General features: G+C 60.0%; 13 protein-coding genes. 6 read left to right on the top strand and 7 right to left on the bottom strand.

Translation table 11 applies throughout. The features are described 5' to 3' along the window. Nucleotides 1–10: 10 nt before the first annotated feature. The 5 genes from hisC to mtnA all read right to left on the bottom strand — a co-directional run bounded on the left by hisC (nt 11) and on the right by mtnA (nt 7,652). The gene (gene hisC / locus OQ248_RS19050) at nt 11–1,123 is read right to left on the bottom strand and encodes a histidinol-phosphate transaminase (protein ID WP_265813617.1); all 1,113 of its coding nucleotides are present in this window, start codon (nt 1,121–1,123) and stop codon (nt 11–13) included. A gap of 12 nt (nt 1,124–1,135) precedes the next feature. Beyond that, nucleotides 1,136–2,230, bottom strand: a complete 1,095-nt coding sequence (pheA, locus tag OQ248_RS19045) for a prephenate dehydratase (protein WP_007950913.1) — start codon at nt 2,228–2,230, stop codon at nt 1,136–1,138. Next, complete coding sequence (gene serC, locus OQ248_RS19040) at nt 2,230–3,315, bottom strand: 3-phosphoserine/phosphohydroxythreonine transaminase (protein WP_265813616.1); 1,086 nt, start codon at nt 3,313–3,315, stop codon at nt 2,230–2,232. Before serC ends, pheA begins: the two co-directional genes overlap by 1 nt. 64 nt (nt 3,316–3,379) lie before the next feature. After that, on the bottom strand, nt 3,380–6,163 hold the full coding sequence (gene gyrA / locus OQ248_RS19035) for a DNA gyrase subunit A (RefSeq protein ID WP_114884663.1): 2,784 nt from the start codon (nt 6,161–6,163) through the stop codon (nt 3,380–3,382). Between the two features lie 412 nt (nt 6,164–6,575). Beyond that, a complete protein-coding gene (mtnA, locus tag OQ248_RS19030) occupies nt 6,576–7,652 on the bottom strand; it encodes an S-methyl-5-thioribose-1-phosphate isomerase (protein WP_265813615.1) in 1,077 nt (358 codons plus the stop codon). 108 nt (nt 7,653–7,760) lie between these two features. Between mtnA and OQ248_RS19025 the strand changes: the two genes are divergently transcribed. The 5 genes from OQ248_RS19025 (at nt 7,761) to OQ248_RS19005 (ending at nt 12,625) form a co-directional block, all read left to right on the top strand. After that, on the top strand, nt 7,761–9,095 hold the full coding sequence (locus OQ248_RS19025; protein ID WP_265813614.1) for a TRZ/ATZ family hydrolase: 1,335 nt from the start codon (nt 7,761–7,763) through the stop codon (nt 9,093–9,095). A gap of 57 nt (nt 9,096–9,152) precedes the next feature. Further along, nucleotides 9,153–9,851: a bifunctional 2-polyprenyl-6-hydroxyphenol methylase/3-demethylubiquinol 3-O-methyltransferase UbiG gene (gene ubiG / locus OQ248_RS19020; RefSeq protein ID WP_007950906.1), complete on the top strand. Its 699-nt coding sequence runs from the start codon at nt 9,153–9,155 to the stop codon at nt 9,849–9,851. 4 nt (nt 9,852–9,855) lie between these two features. Further along, nucleotides 9,856–10,527 (top strand): N-acetylmuramic acid 6-phosphate phosphatase MupP, encoded by a 672-nt coding sequence (mupP, locus tag OQ248_RS19015; protein WP_119429689.1) that lies wholly within the window; start codon nt 9,856–9,858, stop codon nt 10,525–10,527. A 67-nt stretch (nt 10,528–10,594) separates the two neighbouring features. Continuing rightward, on the top strand, nt 10,595–11,335 hold the full coding sequence (locus tag OQ248_RS19010) for a YciK family oxidoreductase (protein WP_025113079.1): 741 nt from the start codon (nt 10,595–10,597) through the stop codon (nt 11,333–11,335). Between the two features lie 363 nt (nt 11,336–11,698). Then, complete coding sequence (locus tag OQ248_RS19005; protein ID WP_265813613.1) at nt 11,699–12,625, top strand: GGDEF domain-containing protein; 927 nt, start codon at nt 11,699–11,701, stop codon at nt 12,623–12,625. Nucleotides 12,626–12,686: 61 nt separating this feature from the next. Here the strand turns inward: OQ248_RS19005 and OQ248_RS19000 are convergent, their stop codons facing one another. Next, nucleotides 12,687–13,481 carry an iron-containing redox enzyme family protein gene (locus tag OQ248_RS19000; protein ID WP_119429692.1) on the bottom strand — a complete coding sequence of 265 codons (795 nt, stop codon included), beginning with the start codon at nt 13,479–13,481 and terminating at the stop codon, nt 12,687–12,689. 46 nt (nt 13,482–13,527) lie between these two features. Beyond that, a complete protein-coding gene (locus tag OQ248_RS18995) occupies nt 13,528–15,990 on the bottom strand; it encodes an EAL domain-containing protein (RefSeq protein ID WP_119429693.1) in 2,463 nt (820 codons plus the stop codon). A gap of 210 nt (nt 15,991–16,200) precedes the next feature. Between OQ248_RS18995 and OQ248_RS18990 the strand changes: the two genes are divergently transcribed. Then, a complete protein-coding gene (locus OQ248_RS18990; RefSeq protein WP_265813612.1) occupies nt 16,201–20,352 on the top strand; it encodes a hypothetical protein in 4,152 nt (1,383 codons plus the stop codon). Nucleotide 20,353: the final 1 nt, after the last annotated feature.

Raw genomic sequence — 20,353 nt, 5'->3', positions numbered from 1 at the left:
CGCAGTGACATCACCCACGAGCCAGAACCTTGCGCAGCGCTTCAAGGAAGCGACTGTTTTCCACCGGCAGACCGATGGTCACCCGCAGATGGTTCGGCATGCCGTAGTTGGCCACCGGACGCACGATCACGCCTTCGCGCAGCAGGCCCTGGAACACCGGAGCCGCCACTTGACCGAGGTCGACGCAGATAAAGTTGCCCTTGGACGGAATCCAGCTCAGGCCCAACTCGCGGAAACCCGCTTCCAGCTGCTGCATGCCGGACTCGTTGAGCTGACGGCTCTGCGCCAGGTATTCCTCGTCCTTCATCGCCGCACACGCCGCCGCCAGGGCCAGGCTGTTGACGTTGAACGGCTGGCGTACGCGGTTCAGCACGTCTGCCACGACTGGCGTGGACAAGCCGTAGCCAACACGCAGCGCCGCCAGACCGTAGGCCTTGGAGAAGGTGCGCGAGACCAGCAGATTCGGGTAAGCCGCGAGGAAATCCAGGCCATCCGGCAGATCGCTGCCTTCGGCATATTCGATGTAGGCCTCGTCCAGCACCACCAGCACGTGCTCCGGCACGTCCTGCAGGAACTCGTCCAGCGCTTCGGCGCCGAACCAGGTGCCGGTCGGATTGTTCGGGTTGGCGATGAACACGACGCGGGTGTTGGCGTCGATGGCCGCCAGCATCGCCGGCAGGTCATGCCCCCAATCCTTGGCCGGAACGACCTTGGCCTGAGCACCTACCGCCTGGGTCGCGATCGGGTAGACCGCGAACGCGTGCTCGCTGAACACTGCATTCAGGCCCGGCGCCAGATAGGCGCGCGCCACCAGCTCGAGAATGTCGTTGGAACCGTTGCCCAGGGTCACCTGGTTCAGCTCGACGCGGCACTGCTCGGCCAGCAGGGATTTCAGCGCGAAACCGTTACCGTCCGGATAACGGGTCAGCTCGTCCAGCGCTTCGCGGATCGCGGCCAGCGCTTTCGGGCTCGCGCCCAGCGGGTTTTCGTTGCTCGCCAGTTTGACGATGCTTGCCGGATCCAGATCCAGCTCGCGAGCCAGTTCGTCCACGGGCTTGCCCGGCACGTATGGCGAAAGTTGTTGCACGCCCGGCTGTGCCAGAGCGAGGAAGTTGCCACTCATTGCTACCGCCCCTTAAAGAACTGCTTTCGGGTAGGAACCCAGCACCTTGAGTGCTACTGCTTCCTGACTGATCTTTTCCAGTACACCTTTGATCAGCGGATCACGGTGATGGCCGACGAAGTCGATGAAGAACACGTAGGTCCATTTACCGCTGCGCGACGGACGGGTTTCGATCCGGGTCAGGTCGATCCCGTTGTCATGGAACGGCACCAGCAGCTCATGGAGTGCGCCGGGCTTGTTGCTCATGGACACGATGATCGACGTCTTGTCGTCGCCGGTCGGCGGTACTTCCTGATTACCGATCATCAGGAAGCGCGTGGAGTTGTCCGGACGATCCTCGATCTTCTCGGCCAGACGGGTCAGGCCATACAGACCGGCCGCCATGTCGCCGGCGATCGCCGCCGAATTCCATTCACCCTTGACCCGCTTGGCCGCTTCGGCGTTGCTGGACACCGCCACGCGCTCGACATTCGGGTAATGAGCGTCCAGCCACTTGCGACACTGGGCCAGCGACTGAGCGTGGGAATAGATACGGCTGATACTGTCGGTCTTGGTGTTTTCACCGACCAGCAGATGATGGTGAATCCGCAGCTCGACTTCGCCACAGATAACCATGTCGTGTTCGAGGAAGCTGTCGAGGGTGTGGTTGACCGCGCCCTCGGTGGAGTTCTCCACCGGCACAACGCCAAAATTCACCGCACCGGCCGCCACTTCGCGGAACACTTCGTCGATCGCCGCCATCGGCTTGCTGATCACTGCGTGACCGAAGTGCTTCATGGCTGCCGCTTGGGTGAACGTACCTTCCGGACCGAGATAGGCCACTTTCAGCGGGTTCTCGAGGGCGAGGCACGAAGACATGATTTCGCGGAACAAGCGCGCCATCTCTTCGTTGCCCAGCGGCCCCTTGTTGCGCTCCATCACGCGCTTGAGCACCTGCGCCTCACGCTCGGGACGATAGAACACCGGCTGCTCGCCTTCGGCCAGACTGGCCATCTTGACCCGGGCAACCTCTTCGGCGCAGCGCGCGCGATCACTGATCAGCTGGAGGATCTTCTCATCAAGATTATCGATGCGAACGCGCAGCGCCTTGAGTTCCTGCTCGGACATCAGGAATGCTCCTTCTCGAACTCAGCCATGTAGCCAACCAGTGCTTCGACGGCGTCCAGACCCAGGGCGTTGTAGATCGAGGCACGCATGCCGCCGACCGAACGGTGGCCCTTGAGGTTGAGCAGACCGCGGGCGTCGGCGCCGGCCAGGAACGCCTTGTCCAGACGCTCGTCAGCCAGGCGGAACGGCACGTTCATCCAGGAGCGGGCGTTGACGCTGATCGGGTTGGTGTAGAAATCGCTGTTGTCGATGAAGCCGTACAGGCGATCTTTCTTCGCCTTGTTGCGCTGCTCCATCGCGGCGACGCCACCCTGCTCCTTCAGCCACTCGAAGACCAGGCCGGAGAGATACCAGGAATAGGTGGCCGGGGTGTTGTACATCGAACCGTTGTCGGCCGAGATCTTGTAGTCGAGCATGGTCGGGCACGAACTGCGGGCACGGCCCAGCAGGTCTTCACGAACAATCACCACAACCAGACCGCTCGGGCCGATGTTCTTTTGCGCGCCGGCGTAGATCAGGCCGTACTGCGACACATCGATCGGACGCGAGAGGATATCGGAGGACATGTCGACCACCAGCGGAACGTCACCGGCCTCGGGAACCCAGTCGAACTGCAGGCCGCCGATGGTTTCGTTGGACGCATAGTGCAGATAGGACGCACCCGGGGTCAGCTTCCATTCGTTCTGGCCAGGAATGGCCAGGTAGTCATAAGGCTTGGCGCTGGCAGCTACGTTGATATTGCCAAAGCGACGCGCTTCCTCGATGGCTTTTTTCGACCAGATGCCGGTCTCGACATAGTCGGCAGTGCCGTTCTCGGGTAGCAGGTTCAGCGGAATCTCGGCGAACTGCTGGCTCGCGCCGCCCTGCAGGAACAGCACTTTGTAGTTGGAGGGGATGGACAGCAGGTCGCGCAGGTCCTGTTCGGCTTTTTCGGCGATGGCCACGTAGTCGTCGCTACGATGGCTCATCTCCATGACCGACAGACCCTTGCCGTGCCAGTCGAGCATCTCGGACTGGGCACGCAACAGGACAGCTTCAGGCAGCGCAGCGGGACCTGCGCAGAAGTTAAAGGCTCGTTTGCTCACATCCACTCTCGCTATGCAATCACGGTAGCGGACAGAGCAAACACTCTGCCCTGCTACGATTTGGTTAGTCTTGCGACTCTTCTTCGTCTGCGGCGTCCGCCTGCAGGTTGTCGACCGCATCGTCCGGTTCGGCGCCGATCACGCCTTCTTCCAGCTCGACACCTTCTTCACCTTCAAACTCTTCACCCTCGACTTCCGACGGCTCCTGGACCCGCTCCAGACCGACCAGGGTTTCATCCTTGGCCAGTTTGATCAGGGTCACACCCTGGGTGTTACGACCCAGGCTGGAGACTTCGTCGACACGGGTACGCACCAGCGTGCCCTGGTCGGAAATCAGCATGATTTCTTCACCGTCCTGCACCTGAACCGCGCCGACCAAACGGCCGTTACGCTCGTTGCTGACCATGGCGATAACGCCCTGACCGCCACGTTTGTATTCAGGGAACTCGGTGATCGCCGTGCGCTTGCCGTAGCCGCGCTCGGAAGCCGTCAGGATCTGGCTGCCCTCTTCCGGGATCAGCATGGAAATCAGCTTCTGCCCTTCCGGCAGACGCATGCCACGCACACCGCGAGCGGTACGACCCATGGCGCGGACTTCGGATTCCTTGAAGCGAGTCACCTTGCCGCCGTCGGAGAACAGCATGATTTCCTGCTCGCCATCGGTGATGGCAGCGGAGATCAGGATGTCGCCTTCGTCCAGCTCCAGCGCGATCAGACCGACGCTGCGCTGACGGCTGAAGGCCACCAGCGGAGTCTTCTTGACGGTACCGTTGGCGGTCGACATGAAGATGAACGGAGCCTTCTTGCGGTCGGCAGCCTTGATGCGCGCGCGGCGCTCTTCTTCGGTTTCGTTGCTGTTTTCGATGTCTTCTACATCTGCCTCGGCGCCTTCGGCTTCTTCTTCATCAGCCTGACGCTTCATGGCTTCGAGATCGACCGGCAGCATGGTGGTGATGTATTCACCGTCATCCAGCGGCAGCAGGTTGACCAGCGGACGACCACGGGCGGCGCGGGACGCTTCCGGAATCTCGTAGGTCTTGAGCCAGTACACCTTGCCCTTGCTGGAGAACAGCAGCAGCGTGGTGTGGCTATTGGCGACCAGCAGGTGAGCGATGTAGTCCTCATCCTTCACGCCGGTAGCCGACTTGCCTTTACCACCACGACGCTGGGCCTGGTACGCAGCCAGCGGCTGGGTTTTGGCATAACCGCCGTGGGAGATGGTCACGACGCGCTCTTCTTCCGGGATCATATCGCCCAGGGTCAGGTCGAGGCGCGCATCGAGAATCTCGGTGCGGCGCACGTCGCCGTATTCGGCGCGGATCACTTCCAGTTCTTCGCGGATCACTTCCATCAGGCGCGTGGCACTGTTGAGGATGCGGATCAGCTCGCCGATTTGGTTGAGGATCTCTTGATACTCGGCCAGCAGCTTTTCGTGTTCCAGGCCGGTCAGGCGGTGCAGACGCAGTTCCAGAATGGCTTGCGCCTGTTCCGGCGACAGGAAGTACTTGCCGTCGCGCAGACCGTATTGCGGATCGAGGTTTTCCGGACGGCACGAATCGGCACCGGCGCGCTCGACCATGGTCATCACCGCACTGGATTCCCACGGCGTGCTGACCAGCGCTTCTTTCGCTTCCGACGGAGTCGGCGAGGCCTTGATCAGCGCGATTACCGGGTCGATGTTCGACAAGGCAACGGCTTGACCTTCAAGGATGTGACCACGCTCGCGGGCCTTGCGCAGTTCGAACACGGTACGGCGGGTAACGACTTCGCGACGGTGACGGACGAAGGCTTCCAGCAGATCCTTGAGGTTCAGGATCCGCGGACGACCGTCGATCAGCGCAACGATGTTGATGCCGAATACCGATTGCAGCTGGGTCTGGGCGTAGAGGTTGTTGAGGATCACCTCAGGCACTTCGCCGCGACGCAGTTCGATCACGACGCGCATACCGTCCTTGTCGGACTCGTCGCGCAGTTCGGTGATGCCTTCGAGTTTTTTCTCTTTTACCAGTTCGGCGATCTTCTCGATCAGACGCGCCTTGTTCAGCTGGTAAGGCAGTTCGGTGATGACGATCTGCTGACGGCCACCGACCTTGTCGATGTCTTCGATGATCGAACGGGCGCGCATGTAAATGCGGCCACGGCCGGTGCGGTAGGCTTCGATGATGCCGGCGCGACCGTTGATGATCGCAGCGGTCGGGAAGTCCGGACCGGGAATGTATTGCATCAGCTCATCGACGGTCAGCTCGGGGTTGTCGATGAGCGCCAGGCAACCGTCGATGACTTCACCGAGGTTGTGTGGCGGAATGTTGGTCGCCATGCCCACGGCGATACCGCTGGAACCGTTGACCAGCAGGTTCGGCACGCGGGTCGGCATGACTGCGGGGATCAGCTCGGTGCCGTCGTAGTTCGGCACCCAGTCCACGGTTTCCTTGTGCAGGTCGGCCAGCAGCTCGTGCGCCAGCTTGGTCATGCGCACTTCGGTGTATCGCATGGCCGCGGCGTTGTCGCCGTCCACCGAACCGAAGTTGCCCTGACCGTCCACCAGCAGATAACGCAGCGAGAATGGCTGCGCCATACGAACGATGGTGTCGTACACCGCGGTATCACCGTGCGGGTGATACTTACCGATCACGTCACCGACGACACGGGCAGATTTCTTGTACGGCTTGTTGAAGTCGTTGCCCAGCTCGCTCATCGCGAACAGCACGCGACGGTGCACGGGCTTCAAGCCATCGCGCGCATCCGGCAGTGCACGGCCGACGATCACGCTCATCGCGTAATCGAGATAGGACTGTTTCAGCTCGTCTTCGATATTGACCGGGAGGATTTCTTTGGCCAGTTCGCCCATGAGAAGCCTGATTCCTTTTTCTGGTGAAACTTCGCCATATCCATAGGGGACGCACGAAGCTCGTCGATGCAGGCCGAGTGCCATGCGCCGACTTACGACAAATCGACAAGTTGACCCTGGATTTGCGCAGTGAAGACAACCCCGTGGGACTGCCTCGGAAAACGCCGGATGTTATCACAAGAGCCGCCACGCACCTATCCCCCAGATGCGCATGGAGCATAGTTAGATGACCGATGACAGGCTTAACGGGGACGAGAGAGGCTCAGAGCTTCTCCGAATGCAAATTTCGAGACGAAATTGCGGATGTTTATTGACTTTCAGGGCCTCATCGCTGGCAAGCCAGCTCCCACCGGGGCCATGTCTGGCACAAAACCTGTGGGAGCGATGGCAGCTTACCGGGCGATGAACACCCTTAATGCAAGCGCTTGCGGCACATCAACTGCGCCATTTTCGCGGTGTCCGGGCGCTCGACGATGCCTTTTTCGGTGACGATCGCATCGATCAGGTCCGCCGGCGTCACGTCAAACACCGGGTTGAACGCCTCTACATCCGCCCCGACCCGCTTGCCGCCGACTTCCAGCAGTTCGGCACCGTCGCGCTCTTCGATCGGGATGTCATCACCGCTGGCCAGATTCATGTCGATGGTCGAACTCGGCGCCACCACCATGAAGCGTACGCCGTGGTGCATGGCGTTGACCGCCAGTTGATAGGTGCCGATCTTGTTCGCCACGTCGCCGTTGGCGGTAATCCGGTCGGCGCCGACGATGACCCAGGTCACGCCTTTGGTTTTCATGATGTGCGCGGCGGCGGAGTCGGCGTTGAGGGTCACCGGAATGCCTTCGTTGGCCAGTTCCCACGCGGTCAGGCGCGAGCCTTGCAGCCACGGACGGGTTTCGTCGGCGTAGACGCGCTCGACCATGCCCTCGATGAACGCAGCGCGGATCACCCCGAGCGCCGTGCCGAAGCCGCCGGTAGCCAGGGCGCCGGTATTGCAGTGGGTCAGGATCGCCTGGGCATTGCCCTGATGTTTGCGGATCAGGTCGACACCGAGCTGGGCCATGGTCAGGTTGGCTTCGCGATCGCTTTCATGAATGGCGATGGCCTCGGATTCGAGCGCTTCCAGCGGATCGGCGTTGTCCTTCAGGCGATCCAGCCGGTCGTGCATGCGGTTCAACGCCCAGAACAGATTGACTGCCGTCGGACGAGAATCGGCCAGCAGCATGAAATCCTCTTCCAGCGCCGCATACCAGTCGCCACCTTCGGCAATCCGGGCACGGGCCGCCAGCACGATGCCGTAGGCGGCACTGATGCCGATGGCCGGCGCACCGCGCACTACCATCGAGCGAATCGCTTCGGCCACGCCGGCGGCGCTGGTGTAGGCGATCCAGTTTTCCTCGAACGGCAAAACGCGCTGATCCAGCAGGTGGAGCGCGCCATCACGCCAATCGATGGCCTTCACTTTCTCCGCAGCCAACAGTCGATCGCGCATCCCTCACCCCGCACTCATGAACAAAAGCCGCCGATTATAGCGATCCCCCCGCGAAGACGCTCGGGTATACTTCGCCATCCTTTACAAAAGCACTGGAACCGACCCTCGATGCCGAAACCTGCCATTGCGCTCGACTTATTATTGCTGCCGACCTGGCTGGTACCCGTCGAACCCGCAGGCGTTGTGCTCAAGGAGCATGGCCTGGGCATCCGCGACGGTCGCATCGTGTTCATCGGCCCGCGCGCCGAAGCCTTGAAGTGTAACGCCGCCGAAGTCCGCGAATTGCCGGACGTGCTGCTCGCCCCCGGCCTGATCAATGCTCATGGCCATGCCGCCATGACCCTGTTCCGCGGCCTCGCCGACGATCTGCCGTTGATGACCTGGCTGGAAAACCACATCTGGCCGGCCGAGGGCAAATGGGTCGATGAAGATTTCGTGCGTGACGGCACCGACCTGGCCATCGCCGAGCAGATAAAAGGTGGCATCACCTGTTTTTCGGACATGTATTTCTTCCCGAAGGTTGCCAGCGAGCGCGTGCACAACAGCGGAATCCGTGCGCAGATCGCGATTCCGATCCTCGATTTCCCGATTCCGGGCGCCGCCAGCGCCGATGAAGCCATTCGTCAGGGCGTCGAACTGTTCGGCGACCTGAAGCATCACGAACGCATCAAGATCACTTTCGGCCCTCATGCACCCTACACCGTTGGTGATGAGAATCTGGAAAAAATCCGCGTGATCGCCGAAGAGCTGGACGCTTCGATCCACATGCACGTCCACGAAACCGCCTTCGAAGTGCAGCAAGCAGTCGAACAGCGCGGCGAACGCCCGCTGGCCCGCCTCGGCCGACTGGGCCTGCTCGGTCCGCGCTTCCAGGCCGTGCATATGACCCAGATCAGCGATGACGACCTGGCCTTGCTGGTAGAAAGCAACACCAGCGTGATCCACTGCCCGGAGTCGAACCTGAAACTGGCCAGCGGCTTCTGTCCGGTAGAACGCCTGTGGCAGGCCGGGGTCAACGTGGCGGTGGGCACCGACGGCGCCGCAAGCAACAATGACCTGGACCTGCTGGGTGAAACCCGCACCGCTGCGCTGCTGGCCAAAGCTGTCGCCGGCTCCGCTACCGCGCTGGACGCCCACCGGGCGCTGCGCATGGCGACGCTGAACGGCGCGCGGGCCTTGGGGATCGAAGCCGAGACTGGCTCTCTGGAGCTCGGCAAGGCCGCAGACATTGTCGCGTTCGACCTGTCCGGCCTGGCCCAGCAACCGATCTATGACCCGGTCTCGCAACTTATTTACGCCACCGGCCGGGACTGCGTGAAACATCTGTGGGTCGCCGGCAAGCAGTTACTCGACGACCGGCGCCTGACACGCCTGGACGAACAGCAGCTCGGCGAAACCGCCCGGGCCTGGGGCCGACGCATCAGCGGCCACACCGAATCGTAAACACCCCGGGGCAGACTCCGGGGCTACAGCCTTTTTCAAGTTTTAGAGGATTGAATCATGAGCAACGTCGACCACGCCGAAATCGCCAAATTCGAAGCCCTGGCCCATCGCTGGTGGGACCGCGAAAGCGAGTTCAAACCGCTGCACGACATCAACCCGCTGCGGGTCAACTGGATTGACGAGCGCGTCAACCTGGCCGGCAAGAAAGTCCTCGACGTCGGTTGCGGCGGCGGCATCCTCAGCGAAGCCATGGCCCAGCGCGGCGCGACCGTGACCGGCATCGACATGGGCGAAGCGCCGTTGGCGGTCGCACAACTGCATCAGCTGGAATCCGGCGTGAACGTCGAGTACCGCCAGATCACCGCCGAAGCCCTGGCCGAAGAAATGCCCGAGCAGTTCGACGTCGTCACCTGCCTGGAAATGCTCGAACACGTACCGGATCCATCCTCGGTGATCCGCGCCTGCTTCCGCATGGTCAAGCCAGGCGGCCAGGTGTTCTTCTCCACCATCAACCGCAACCCGAAGGCTTACCTGTTCGCCATCGTCGGTGCCGAATACATCATGAAGCTGTTGCCGCGCGGCACCCACGACTTCAAGAAATTCATCCGCCCGTCCGAACTCGGCGCCTGGAGCCGCATGGCCGGCCTCACCGTCAAGGACATCATCGGCCTGACCTACAACCCGCTGACCAAGCACTACAAGCTGGCGGCGGACGTTGACGTCAACTACATGATCCAGACCCTGCGCGAGGAATAAGCCGATGGCCATCAGAGCAGTCCTTTTCGACATGGACGGCACCCTGCTCGACACCGCGCCGGATTTCATCGCGATTTGCCAGGCGATGCGCGCGGATCGCGGTTTGCCGCCGATGAACGACAAGCATATTCGCGACGAAATCTCCGGCGGCGCCAAGGCCATGGTCGCGGTGACGTTCTCGATGGACCCGGAGTCGCCGGGCTTCGAGGAATTGCGCCTGGAGTTCCTCGAGCGCTATCTGGTGGGCTGCGCCGTGCACAGCAAGCTGTTCGACGGCATGGGCGAGCTGCTGGCCGACATCGAGAAAGCCAACCTCATCTGGGGCGTGGTCACCAACAAGCCGCTACGCTTCGCCGAGCCGATCATGCAGCAACTGGGGCTGGCCGAACGCTCGGCCCTGCTGATCTGTCCGGATCACGTCAAGAACAGCAAGCCGGATCCCGAGATGCTTGAGCTTGCCTGCAAGATGCTTGATCTGGATCCGTCGACCGTTCTGTTTGTCGGCGATGATCTGCGCGATATTGAATCCGGCCGTGACGCGGGCACCAAGACTGCCGCCGTGACCTATGGCTACATTCACCCGGACGACAATCCGCGACACTGGGGCGCGGACGTGGTGGTGGATCATCCGCAGGAGTTGCGCAAGGTGATCGATAACGCCCTGTGCAGTTGCTGATTCGGGCACGCGCCATTCCCATGCCGGTCGCGGGAACGATCAGAAGTTAATGGATTAGAGGTTTTTTATGTTTGATTACAGCGCTCGCCCTGAACTGCTCAAGGATCGGGTCATCCTGGTCACCGGTGCCGGGCGCGGCATCGGCGCGGCCGCCGCGAAAACCTACGCGGCCCACGGTGCAACCGTGCTGCTGCTGGGCAAGACCGAAGCCAACCTGACTCAGGTCTACGACGAGATCGAAGCGGCCGGGCATCCGCAGCCGGCGGTGATCCCGTTCAACCTCGAAACCGCCCTGCCCCATCAATACGATGAGCTGGCAGCGATGATCGAGACCGAATTCGGTCACCTCGACGGCCTGCTGCACAACGCCTCGATCATTGGCCCGCGCACGCCGATCGAGCAGTTGTCCGGTGAAAACTTCATGCGCGTCATGCAAGTCAACGTCAACGCGATGTTCATGCTCACCAGCACCCTGCTGCCGCTGCTCAAACTGTCCCAGGACGCCTCGGTGGTGTTCACTTCCAGCAGCGTCGGTCGCAAGGGCCGCGCCTACTGGGGTGCCTATGGCGTCTCCAAGTTTGCCACCGAGGGTTTGATGCAAACCCTGGCTGATGAAGTCGACGGCGTGGCGCCGGTACGCTCCAACAGCATCAATCCGGGCGGCACCCGCACCAGCATGCGCGCCCAGGCGTATCCGGGGGAAAATCCGCTGAACAACCCGACGCCGGAAGAGATCATGCCGGTCTATCTGTACCTGATGGGTCCGGACAGCACGGGCATCAACGGCCAGGCATTCAACGCCCAGTAATGCCATACGTCGCTTTTGTTGCCGCGGCGGATTCCCGTCGCGGCATACATTTGCCGCTTTGTGCAGGCCCGTTTCAGTCAAATAACCACCACTCGATTTCAAGCCATAAATTCAACTCTTTGATTCACAAAGGTTTTAATAAAACCTGAACTGAGTGGCACGACTTTCGCTCTACATTCCCTCAAAGCACGCCGAGTGAAGGCAGTCGGGCAAGGCCTGATTTCGATAGCTGACTAATCGTCATCGGGCAGACTAAACTTGTGCCAAATGTCCTACGGGACTGATGGATCAGTATGACGCGCAGCCCATAGCCGCTCTCACCCAGCCTGTAAGACAGACTTACTGCTTAGGGGCTCACGCCATATGAAATCACCCTCCCAGACCACTGCAATTGACTTCGACAGTGCCAAATTGCAACGCCTGGGCTTTGGTCAGCTGCCTCCGCTGCTGCAGCGACCTGTCAGCCTGGCGCAATTGCGCCAGCAAATGAGCCTGCAACTGCAAACCAGCCTTGAGCCACAACGCATCCTGGGTCTGTTTTTCCGCGAAGTTCAGCGCCTGGTACCGCTCGACGCCTTGAGCTATGTGCACAGCGGCAGTGACCTGCGCCTGGAATTCGGCGCCCGCGGTCATCACTCGGCCAGCTACAGCCTCAGCCACGATGGCGAGCACATGGGCGAGTTGGTGTTCCGCCGCAACCAGCGCTTCAGCGAGCAGGAACTGGGCAATCTGGAATCGCTCCTGTCGTCCCTGCTGTACCCGATGCGCAATGCACTGCTCTACCGCGTTGCGACGCAGACTGCCCTGCGCGATCCATTGACCGGCGCCGGCAACCGCATCGCCATGGAGCAGACCCTGCAGCGGGAAATCGAGATGTCCCGTCGCCACCTGCAACCGCTGTCACTGCTGATGCTGGACATCGACCATTTCAAACAGGTCAACGACCGTCATGGTCACACGGCTGGCGATGAAGTGCTAAAAGCCGTCGCAGCCTCGATCAAGGACCAGTTGCGCAACGTCGACATGGTGTTTCGTTATGGCGGGGAAGAGTTTCTGATCCTGCTGTCCAACACCAGCCGCGAAGCCGCCGCGATGGTCGGCGAACGCCTGCGGTATGCAGCGCAGGCCCAGGACTATTACGCCGATGGCCAGTTGATCGAACTGACCGTGAGCCTCGGCTGCTCGACCCTGCTGCCGGGAGAGTCCGCCGACAGCCTGCTGCGCCGCGCGGACAGCGCGTTGTACGTGGCCAAGCGCGAAGGACGCAATCGCCTGACAATGGCCGGCTGACTGACTCTGCCAGACAAAAACGGGAGCACATGGGCTCCCGTTTTTCATTGAGGTCGTCGGACTAGCTCTCGACCAGTGCCCGTCGCTCCCGCCCGACCAGCACCCGCTCCGAAAGCTCCAGCTGCATGCAGCGCTCAAGGAACAGATACATGTAGTCGTAGCTCTTGCACACAGCCTGGCGCAGCTCCGTCTGCAAGGCCCGGCTCGGGTTCATGCCGGCCAGGGTGCAAATGATTTCCAGCGCCTCCCAAGGGTGGGCGTCATCGTACTGGGCGTGCATCTTCAGCCACTTCATCGCCCGCTTACGATCCTCTTCAGGGAACGCGGCGGCATACACACCCGTCGAGCAGACCAGCGCCGACCACTCCCCGGTCGCGCCCTCGATCGCATAGTTGGTAGCGGCAATGGCCACGATCAGCGAATCCGCCGAACTGGTGTGCCAGCACCAGTGACTCAGCGCATGCAGCTCCGGCGGCACTTGCTGGGCCTGCAGGTCTTCCAGACTTACTCCGTGGGCCCGACTCCAGTTCACCCAGTAATCGGCATGGTTGAGTTCGACGCGGATGTTGCGCATCAGCCAACGCCGCGCCATGTCTTCACCCGGGTGACGGGCGAACTTGGTCTTGGTGAGATTCTGCGCCATGTACAACGCGAATTGCTCAACGACAGGCCAGCCCCCGATCAGGTACTGGCGCATGGTTCTGGCGCTGAGCTTGTTATCACGCATGCGCAGATAAAGTTCATGTTCGACAACCCGGCGTTTGCTCTCGCTGCAGTCCTGGATCAACTGTTGTGCCCAGGCAGGATAACTTGCAGCTTCCATGAGTGGTCCGGTTCGGTTGAATGTGTCGATCACTGTTCGGCTCCTTTTGATTTGTGATTGTAAGGATCGGCAAGAGACTTCAACGGAACGTGCCAGGCGCCTTGAACAACAGCGGCTGCGGTCTGGCGGGCCGACTTTGCAAACTGTCGCAGGTAAACAACTGCGGGCGTTCGATGACATAACCCTGAGCGTAATCCACGCCGATTTCAAGCAATGCCTGCTCGATCTGGGCTGTTTCGACAAACTCCGCAATTGTCTGCTTACCCATGACATGCCCGATGTGGTTGATCACTTCGACCATAGCGCGGTTAATCGGGTCGTCCAGCATATCCTTTACGAAACTCCCGTCGATCTTCAGGAAGTCTACAGGCAAATGTTTCAAATAAGCGAATGAAGACATTCCGGCACAAAAATCATCCAGCGAGAAGTAACAACCCAAGCCTTTGAGTTCATTAATAAATCGGATGGCACTGCCAAGATTTGCAATGGCGCTGGTTTCTGTAATTTCAAAACAAATCATTTCAGGAGGAACGGAATAGTTATCAAACTGTTCCCGCAGAAAGTGCAAGAACGCGTCATCTCCGATAGTAATGCCTGAAAGATTAATCGCACACATTGCCAGAGGCCGTTCGCACTCTTCGTTAATACATTGAGCAATTACCTTAAATACATTCTGCACAACCCAGCGATCGAGTGACGTCATCAAACCGTAACGCTCGGCCGCCGGTATGAAACTGTCCGGCAGAATCATCCGACCCGCCTCGTCATGCAGGCGCAGCAGAATTTCGATGTGCCCGCCGGTACCGCCGGCGACCGACCCCAACGGGGCGATTTCCTGGGCATAGAGACAGAAGCGGTTTTCCTCCAGAGCCATGTGCAGGCGCTGTACCCAGGCCATCTCGCCGAAACGCAGGGACAGTTCCGAATCGTCGGCATGGTAGACCTGCACCCGGTTGCGGCCCTTTTCCTTGGCCATGTAGCAGGCCATGTCGGCCGCCCGCAGCGAGGCTTCGAGGGTGGTCGGGGTTTGCGCGACATGCACCAGACCAATGCTGACGGTGGTCAGGAATGGACGCCCCTTCCAGACGAAATGCAGGTTCTGCACGGTCTGGCGCAGCCCTTCGGCGATCTTCTCGGCCGCCTCCGGCGCACAGTTCTCCAGCAGGATGCCGAACTCGTCGCCCCCCAGCCGCGCCAGCGTGTCGCCCTCGCGCAGACCGGATTGCAGCAACGCACAGATATGCCGCAGCAACTCGTCACCCGCCGCATGCCCGCAGGTGTCGTTGACCAGTTTGAACTGATCGAGATCGAGGAACATCAGCGCATGCCGCCCGGGCTGCCGGGTCAGGTTGTGTAACGCCTGTTCGAGGCGATATTCGAACTCGCGGCGGTTGGCCAGACCGGTCAACGCATCATGGGTCGCCTGCCACGACAGATTGGCAATGTATTGCCGCTCCTGGGTCATGTCGTGCAACACCAGCACCGTCCCGCTGACCTTGTCGGCATTGCGGATCGGTGCCCCGACCAGGGTCACCGACACGGTGCTGCCGTCCAGCCGCTGAATCAGCTTCGAGTGCTCGCTGCCACCGCTGAGCTGGCCGCTGAGAATGTGTTCGATCAGGGTCAGTCCTTCGGTCTGAGCGTTGTCATCCAGCAGATTGAACAATGCCGCCAGCGGCAGGCCCGCCGCCTGCTCAGCCTTCCAGTGGGTCAAGGCCTCGGCGGCCGGGTTCATGTATTCGATCGCGCCGCTCACATCGGTGGTGATCACCCCGTCGCCAATCGATTGCAAGGTGATATGGGCCCGGTCCTTTTCCAGTTGCAGGGCTTCGGCAAAGGCATGCCGCTGCTTGAGCAGTTTGCGGGTGCGCAACAGCGCCAGGACGATCAGGCCCAGCGCCGTGGCGAGGTTGGTGAACAGCAACAGACGCAGGATTACTCGCGAGCCTTCGCCCAAGGCATCGCTGAACGCCTTGGCCGCGGGTGTCACACCATCGTTGATCGCAAAGATCCGGTCCTTCCAGCGCCGGATATCGGCATCGGTGGCGGCATTGGCCGTGATCCGCCGGTGCATCTCCTGCGCCACATCATCGAGTTCCACCAGATAGGCGTCACCCAGCGTCCAGCGGTCGATGGCGGTTTCCAGGTAACTGAAATGGCGAAAGTTCAGGTAGAGCCAGATCAGGCTGGAGACATCGTCCGGGTGGTTGCCGCCCTTGAGGATGCCCTCGCGCGCCGCCTGCAGGTCGGGCGGTTGCTTGTCCAGGGCCAGACGCAACTGATGGCCGCCCTGAGGCACGGCGATCGCGTTCTGGTATTTGAGGTAAATCGCCTCGTCACGGCTGTCGGCGTACAGATTGAGATAATAGATCGCGTCTTTCTGGCCCTTGGACCAGAGGCTCTCCCCCGCAACATACCCGCGAACGGCCGACAGGACGTAAAGACTCACGCCCCCCAGCAACGCCTGAAACAACACGACGGCGATGAATGGCCAGACGATGCCCAGCAACCGAGGCGTTCCGAGAGTCCGCTTTTGCTTCATGGGATTCCTTGCATGAGCACTGCCTGGTCGTCCTTCTCTTTGCGAGCATCCCCCCAAGACTAGGAGGCGAACCCGGTTCCGGCAAGCGGCGGATCAGCCTCAGTACAGCACAAGTGCCACGCATAGATATGTACCGCCGACACAGGGCTTCGGATCGTTTTACTGCGTACTCCCGTTTCCGTAACAGGAACCCATGCGAAGGAGTGTGACGTGACAGAGACTACTAGTGATGCAACCGAGACATCAGCCGCCAGGGAACTGCGTGCCCGCCAGGCACTGGGGCTCGACAACGGCCTGGATATAGAGGGTTTCGTGCAGCCCACGGCCAAGGATCGGAAACGCTTCAATGCCTTGCGCCGCGCGTCACCCGGTGCCGCCCCCACCGATACCCTGGAAACCTACAAGGCAAAACTCATCAATGCGCAAATCACGGCCACCGTAAAAAGCTTCATGTCCGGCAGCCCCATGCTGATTCGCCGTCTGGGTGCCGAAGTACTGTTTCCTCCCTCCACCGAAGAAGTGCGCGCGACACCTTCGGTATTTCTTCAGCAGATGCTGGACGCGGCACCGGCACAAGACCTGGCAGACCGGCTGCTGAAGGCCCTCAATTGGTACGGCGCGCTCCCCGGAGAACAAACGCCTGCTTCAATACGCAACCAACTGCTGTGCAAGGCCATCTGCCTTTACCTGCATGCACCATCATCCGTTGAATCTCCAGAACTCGCCGGCTTCCGCTGGCAGGATCCGGTGCATTGGGGCAAAAGCTACCAGACACTGCGCGATGATTTCGCCCGGCACCTGCTGCAAACAAAGCGAGTCGCCACCACCAAAGAGTCGATAGTACTGGCACACATTTACCAGACCCGGCTGTCGAAAGACTTCCAGGTCGCCGACGTCCCACCCGACCTTCGCTACAAAAGTTCGGTGGTGTGGGTCAATTTCATGCACGGCGTGCTGCTGGCTGACGAACTCGACCTGGACAGACCGCAACCGCTGTCTTTTCAACAGCTCGTCAATCTGCCTCTGGAACGCAGTGTCAACGCTTCGACCGAGGAGCTCGAAAAGATTACGCGTCTGAGATTGAGCCCTGCGCTCGACTGGGCAGTCAGCATGGGCATCGTTCAGCCACGAGCGGCGGCCAATTACAACGAAGAGGAAATCAAACGGGCATTGGCGGCGCTGGAAAGCCAGAGTGAAAGCCTGAACAAGGCCGTGCAATCGCTGGAGTTACGCCCGCCGGACAGGCTGCAGATGGCCAAGGGAATGAAAGATGCTGCGCTGGGTAGCCATGTACTGGAGACGGACGGACGCAAACTGTTGCGGGATGATCCACCGGCTGCTCTGGGCTTCAAAGACATGCCGTCATTGAAACTCGAAGGGTACGGCTTCCTGGATCTTTATGCCGATGGCCAGTTCGATGATGGCAAGCGCTGGTTTTTCACCGAACCAGATGGAAAAACGCGAACTCTCGAAACGTTCCGAATCGACGAAAATCGGCACTATTACTCGGAGCGCGAAGTCCACGGCGTTTACCGGCAGATGTTTACTGGCGGAACCATTCCCAACTTTTCCGGCAAGACGCTACCGGATGTCAATGCGCAATTCGATGTCGACTTCAAGAATCATCTGACAACTATCAGGTTGGCCTATCAGACCTTGATCCTGAGTCTGCTGGCGTCGCTGCCATCCGCTGAACGTCAGACACTGGAACGAGGCGCCATCAAAGTACTGGGGCTGCGCCAGATCCTCAAAAAAGAAGGGAAGTCAGACGATATCCGGGCTAGAAAAGGCTTCGTTCTACAGGCGACGTGTAATGGCGAAATCAGCTATTACGAACTCATCCCGAGTGCCGGCGTCATTCGTCGCCGAATCGGCCTGAGATCTTCGACTGTCAATGGCGTACGCACCGAATTTCCCCTGCACGCTTCGATCCCCGGACAAACCTATTCCCCCGAACGGAATCTCTCCACGACCCTTCTCCTCGACTGGCTTGCCCACTTGAATGGCAAGACGCCCTCTGACGGGCAGTACTACATTGGCTTTCTCGATACGATGGGTCAGATGCCCGCAGCCTTGCCGTCCAGTGAAACAACGACTCCGACATCCTCTCGCCTTAAAGCGGTGGCTGAGTACATTGCGGCGAACTACCTCTATGTCGATGAAAAGCATTTGCGCACCCAGGCCCGAGGCATGACGGTCTTCGATACCCTGAAGGCCAGAAGCGAACAACGACTGAATACATTTCTGACCATCGTCAAAGGATTCGTACCATTCTGGGGCAGCATTGAGGATCTGCTGTCGGACGACACCACCAAAAAGGTCATGGGCGGAGGCGGACTTTTGCTGGATCTCGCGTCTTTCCTCTTTCCCGTCGGGAAGTTCATTTCGGGAACGGTACGACTGATCCGCGTAGCGAACACAGCCTCCCGCATGGCCGTCAAAGCGAGCCTGCCGTCCTTTTCGACGCTGACTCGCAAGCTCCTGACGGCGACGGTGAGCAATCTGAACCCGTTGAGCGGCGTTCCGACGTTGCTCAAGTCGACTGTCAGCGGCGTTGGCCGAGGGCTGTTGGGGGTGGGTCGTCTGACTGTGGGCGGAATAAAAAAGCTGGCGGGCCATGCTGACAGCTACCGACTGGTCAACAACTTGCCGCAGACCATCGATCCGGGGAGCTGGAAAGCGCTGAATCAGGGAGATCGACTGGCATCTGTCAGAGGTATCGATGATGTGCTGGTACGACACACAAGCTCGACAAACCTGAAGCGGCTCCACCTCGTCGACCCGGTGACGTCCCTGCCCTACGGACCGCGCCTGTTCAACCATCGAAAGCAACTCAAGCAAGGTCGATCCTGCTTCACCACGCTCCCCCCCGGCAAACTTCATGCGCGCGCTGAAATCCCTGAACAGGCCAGCGTCCGTGAAATGCTCGAAATCGACGGGCGCACCACCCTGCTGATCGATGATATTCCCTATCGTCTGGACGGCGATCAACTGCGCCGCACGGACCTGATCGATGAAAAGTCGATGTTCAAATCCATACCTTGCCGGGCGCGACGAACACCGGGCAGCGATGTATGCGGAACGAGTTATGTCACCCGGACTCCAGCGCCGACGCCGCCCCCGAACAGTCAGGACACAAGCAAGGGATGGGCGCCATGGTTCGGCGATACCATTTACACACCGGCCATCTCCTCGCAGCCATTACTGACAAGCGCCATCAAGACCTACAAACAACTCAATGCATCATTGGAGTTTCAAAAGGGAATCTACGCACGCATCAAGGTTCGCCTGCCCTACGATCGCTCAAAAAAGTTCGATACGCTTGAAGTCGGAGCGATCATCGTTCCCGCGAAAGATGACTCGAAGCACTATGTATTCACCCGCCTCAACGCCGGGGATTTTTACGTCGCCGAACGTTTGCCCGGACAGGCTCTTGCCGATCCTCTGGTTTTACGCAAGGCACAAACCCTGCCTGTAGAACTGGCGGAGGAACTGAAGACGGTTTATACCGGGTCGCTCAATGCCAACAACACGGCACGGATCCACACGGTTCCAGAGGTCGAGCGCGCCTTGAGAACCATGGATGACATCGCGATTCCGCTCGGCACAACTGCCAATCCACCTGCCGGCATGAAATGGCTGAAGGTAGACACCAGCCCCGGTGAAGCGCTGATGTTCGACCACTCGACGCGAATGATCGTAGCGAAGCGTGCCGAAGGTGCCACCACGTGGGCACGAAGCAAGGACGCTCCTGAGGCTTTGCGGCAGCGAACGGCGGAAATTTTCGACACCCTGTTTCTGTCACCGACGATCAAGCCGCCGGTTACCAATGCGTCGCTGCGCATCAATGCCACAATGCAAAAACTGCAACACCTGCTGAGCCGATTTGACCGTACAGACAATGCCCGCAACATTGCCTATGCCGAAGTCATCACTGCCAATGGCGTGCGAGAAGTGTACGTCAGCGTTTCCGGCGCTCATGGCACAACCAAGCACCTGCCCCTGTTTCGGCATCTGGGCGCCAGTCATGTGAAGATCGGCGACACGACCTACGTCAACGTCGACTTCAGCCTGACTGTTGGCAAAACGAACCTGGAATTGACAGAAACAGGGCGCCTGGCAGCAGTCCCACTGACCATCAAGAACATCGATACCTACACACCCACACTGGCGGCCCGACCGACCTCTCTGGACAGCGAAAGCAAGTTGATACGCGTGATTCGCGAGAAATACACCGATCCACTTGAGCTGAAATCGGTGGACGTCGCTACCACGATGCCGCCATGCGAATCGTGTTCACTGGTCATGAAGGAATTTGGTCATAGAGGTGAAGCCGATGCGTTGCAGGTTTTATGGAAATGAC

Source organism: Pseudomonas sp. COW5, from assembly GCF_026240005.1.
GTDB lineage: Bacteria > Pseudomonadota > Gammaproteobacteria > Pseudomonadales > Pseudomonadaceae > Aquipseudomonas > Aquipseudomonas kribbensis.
Note: the sequence above shows the minus strand (reverse complement) of the source record. Positions and strands in the feature narration are given on the sequence as shown.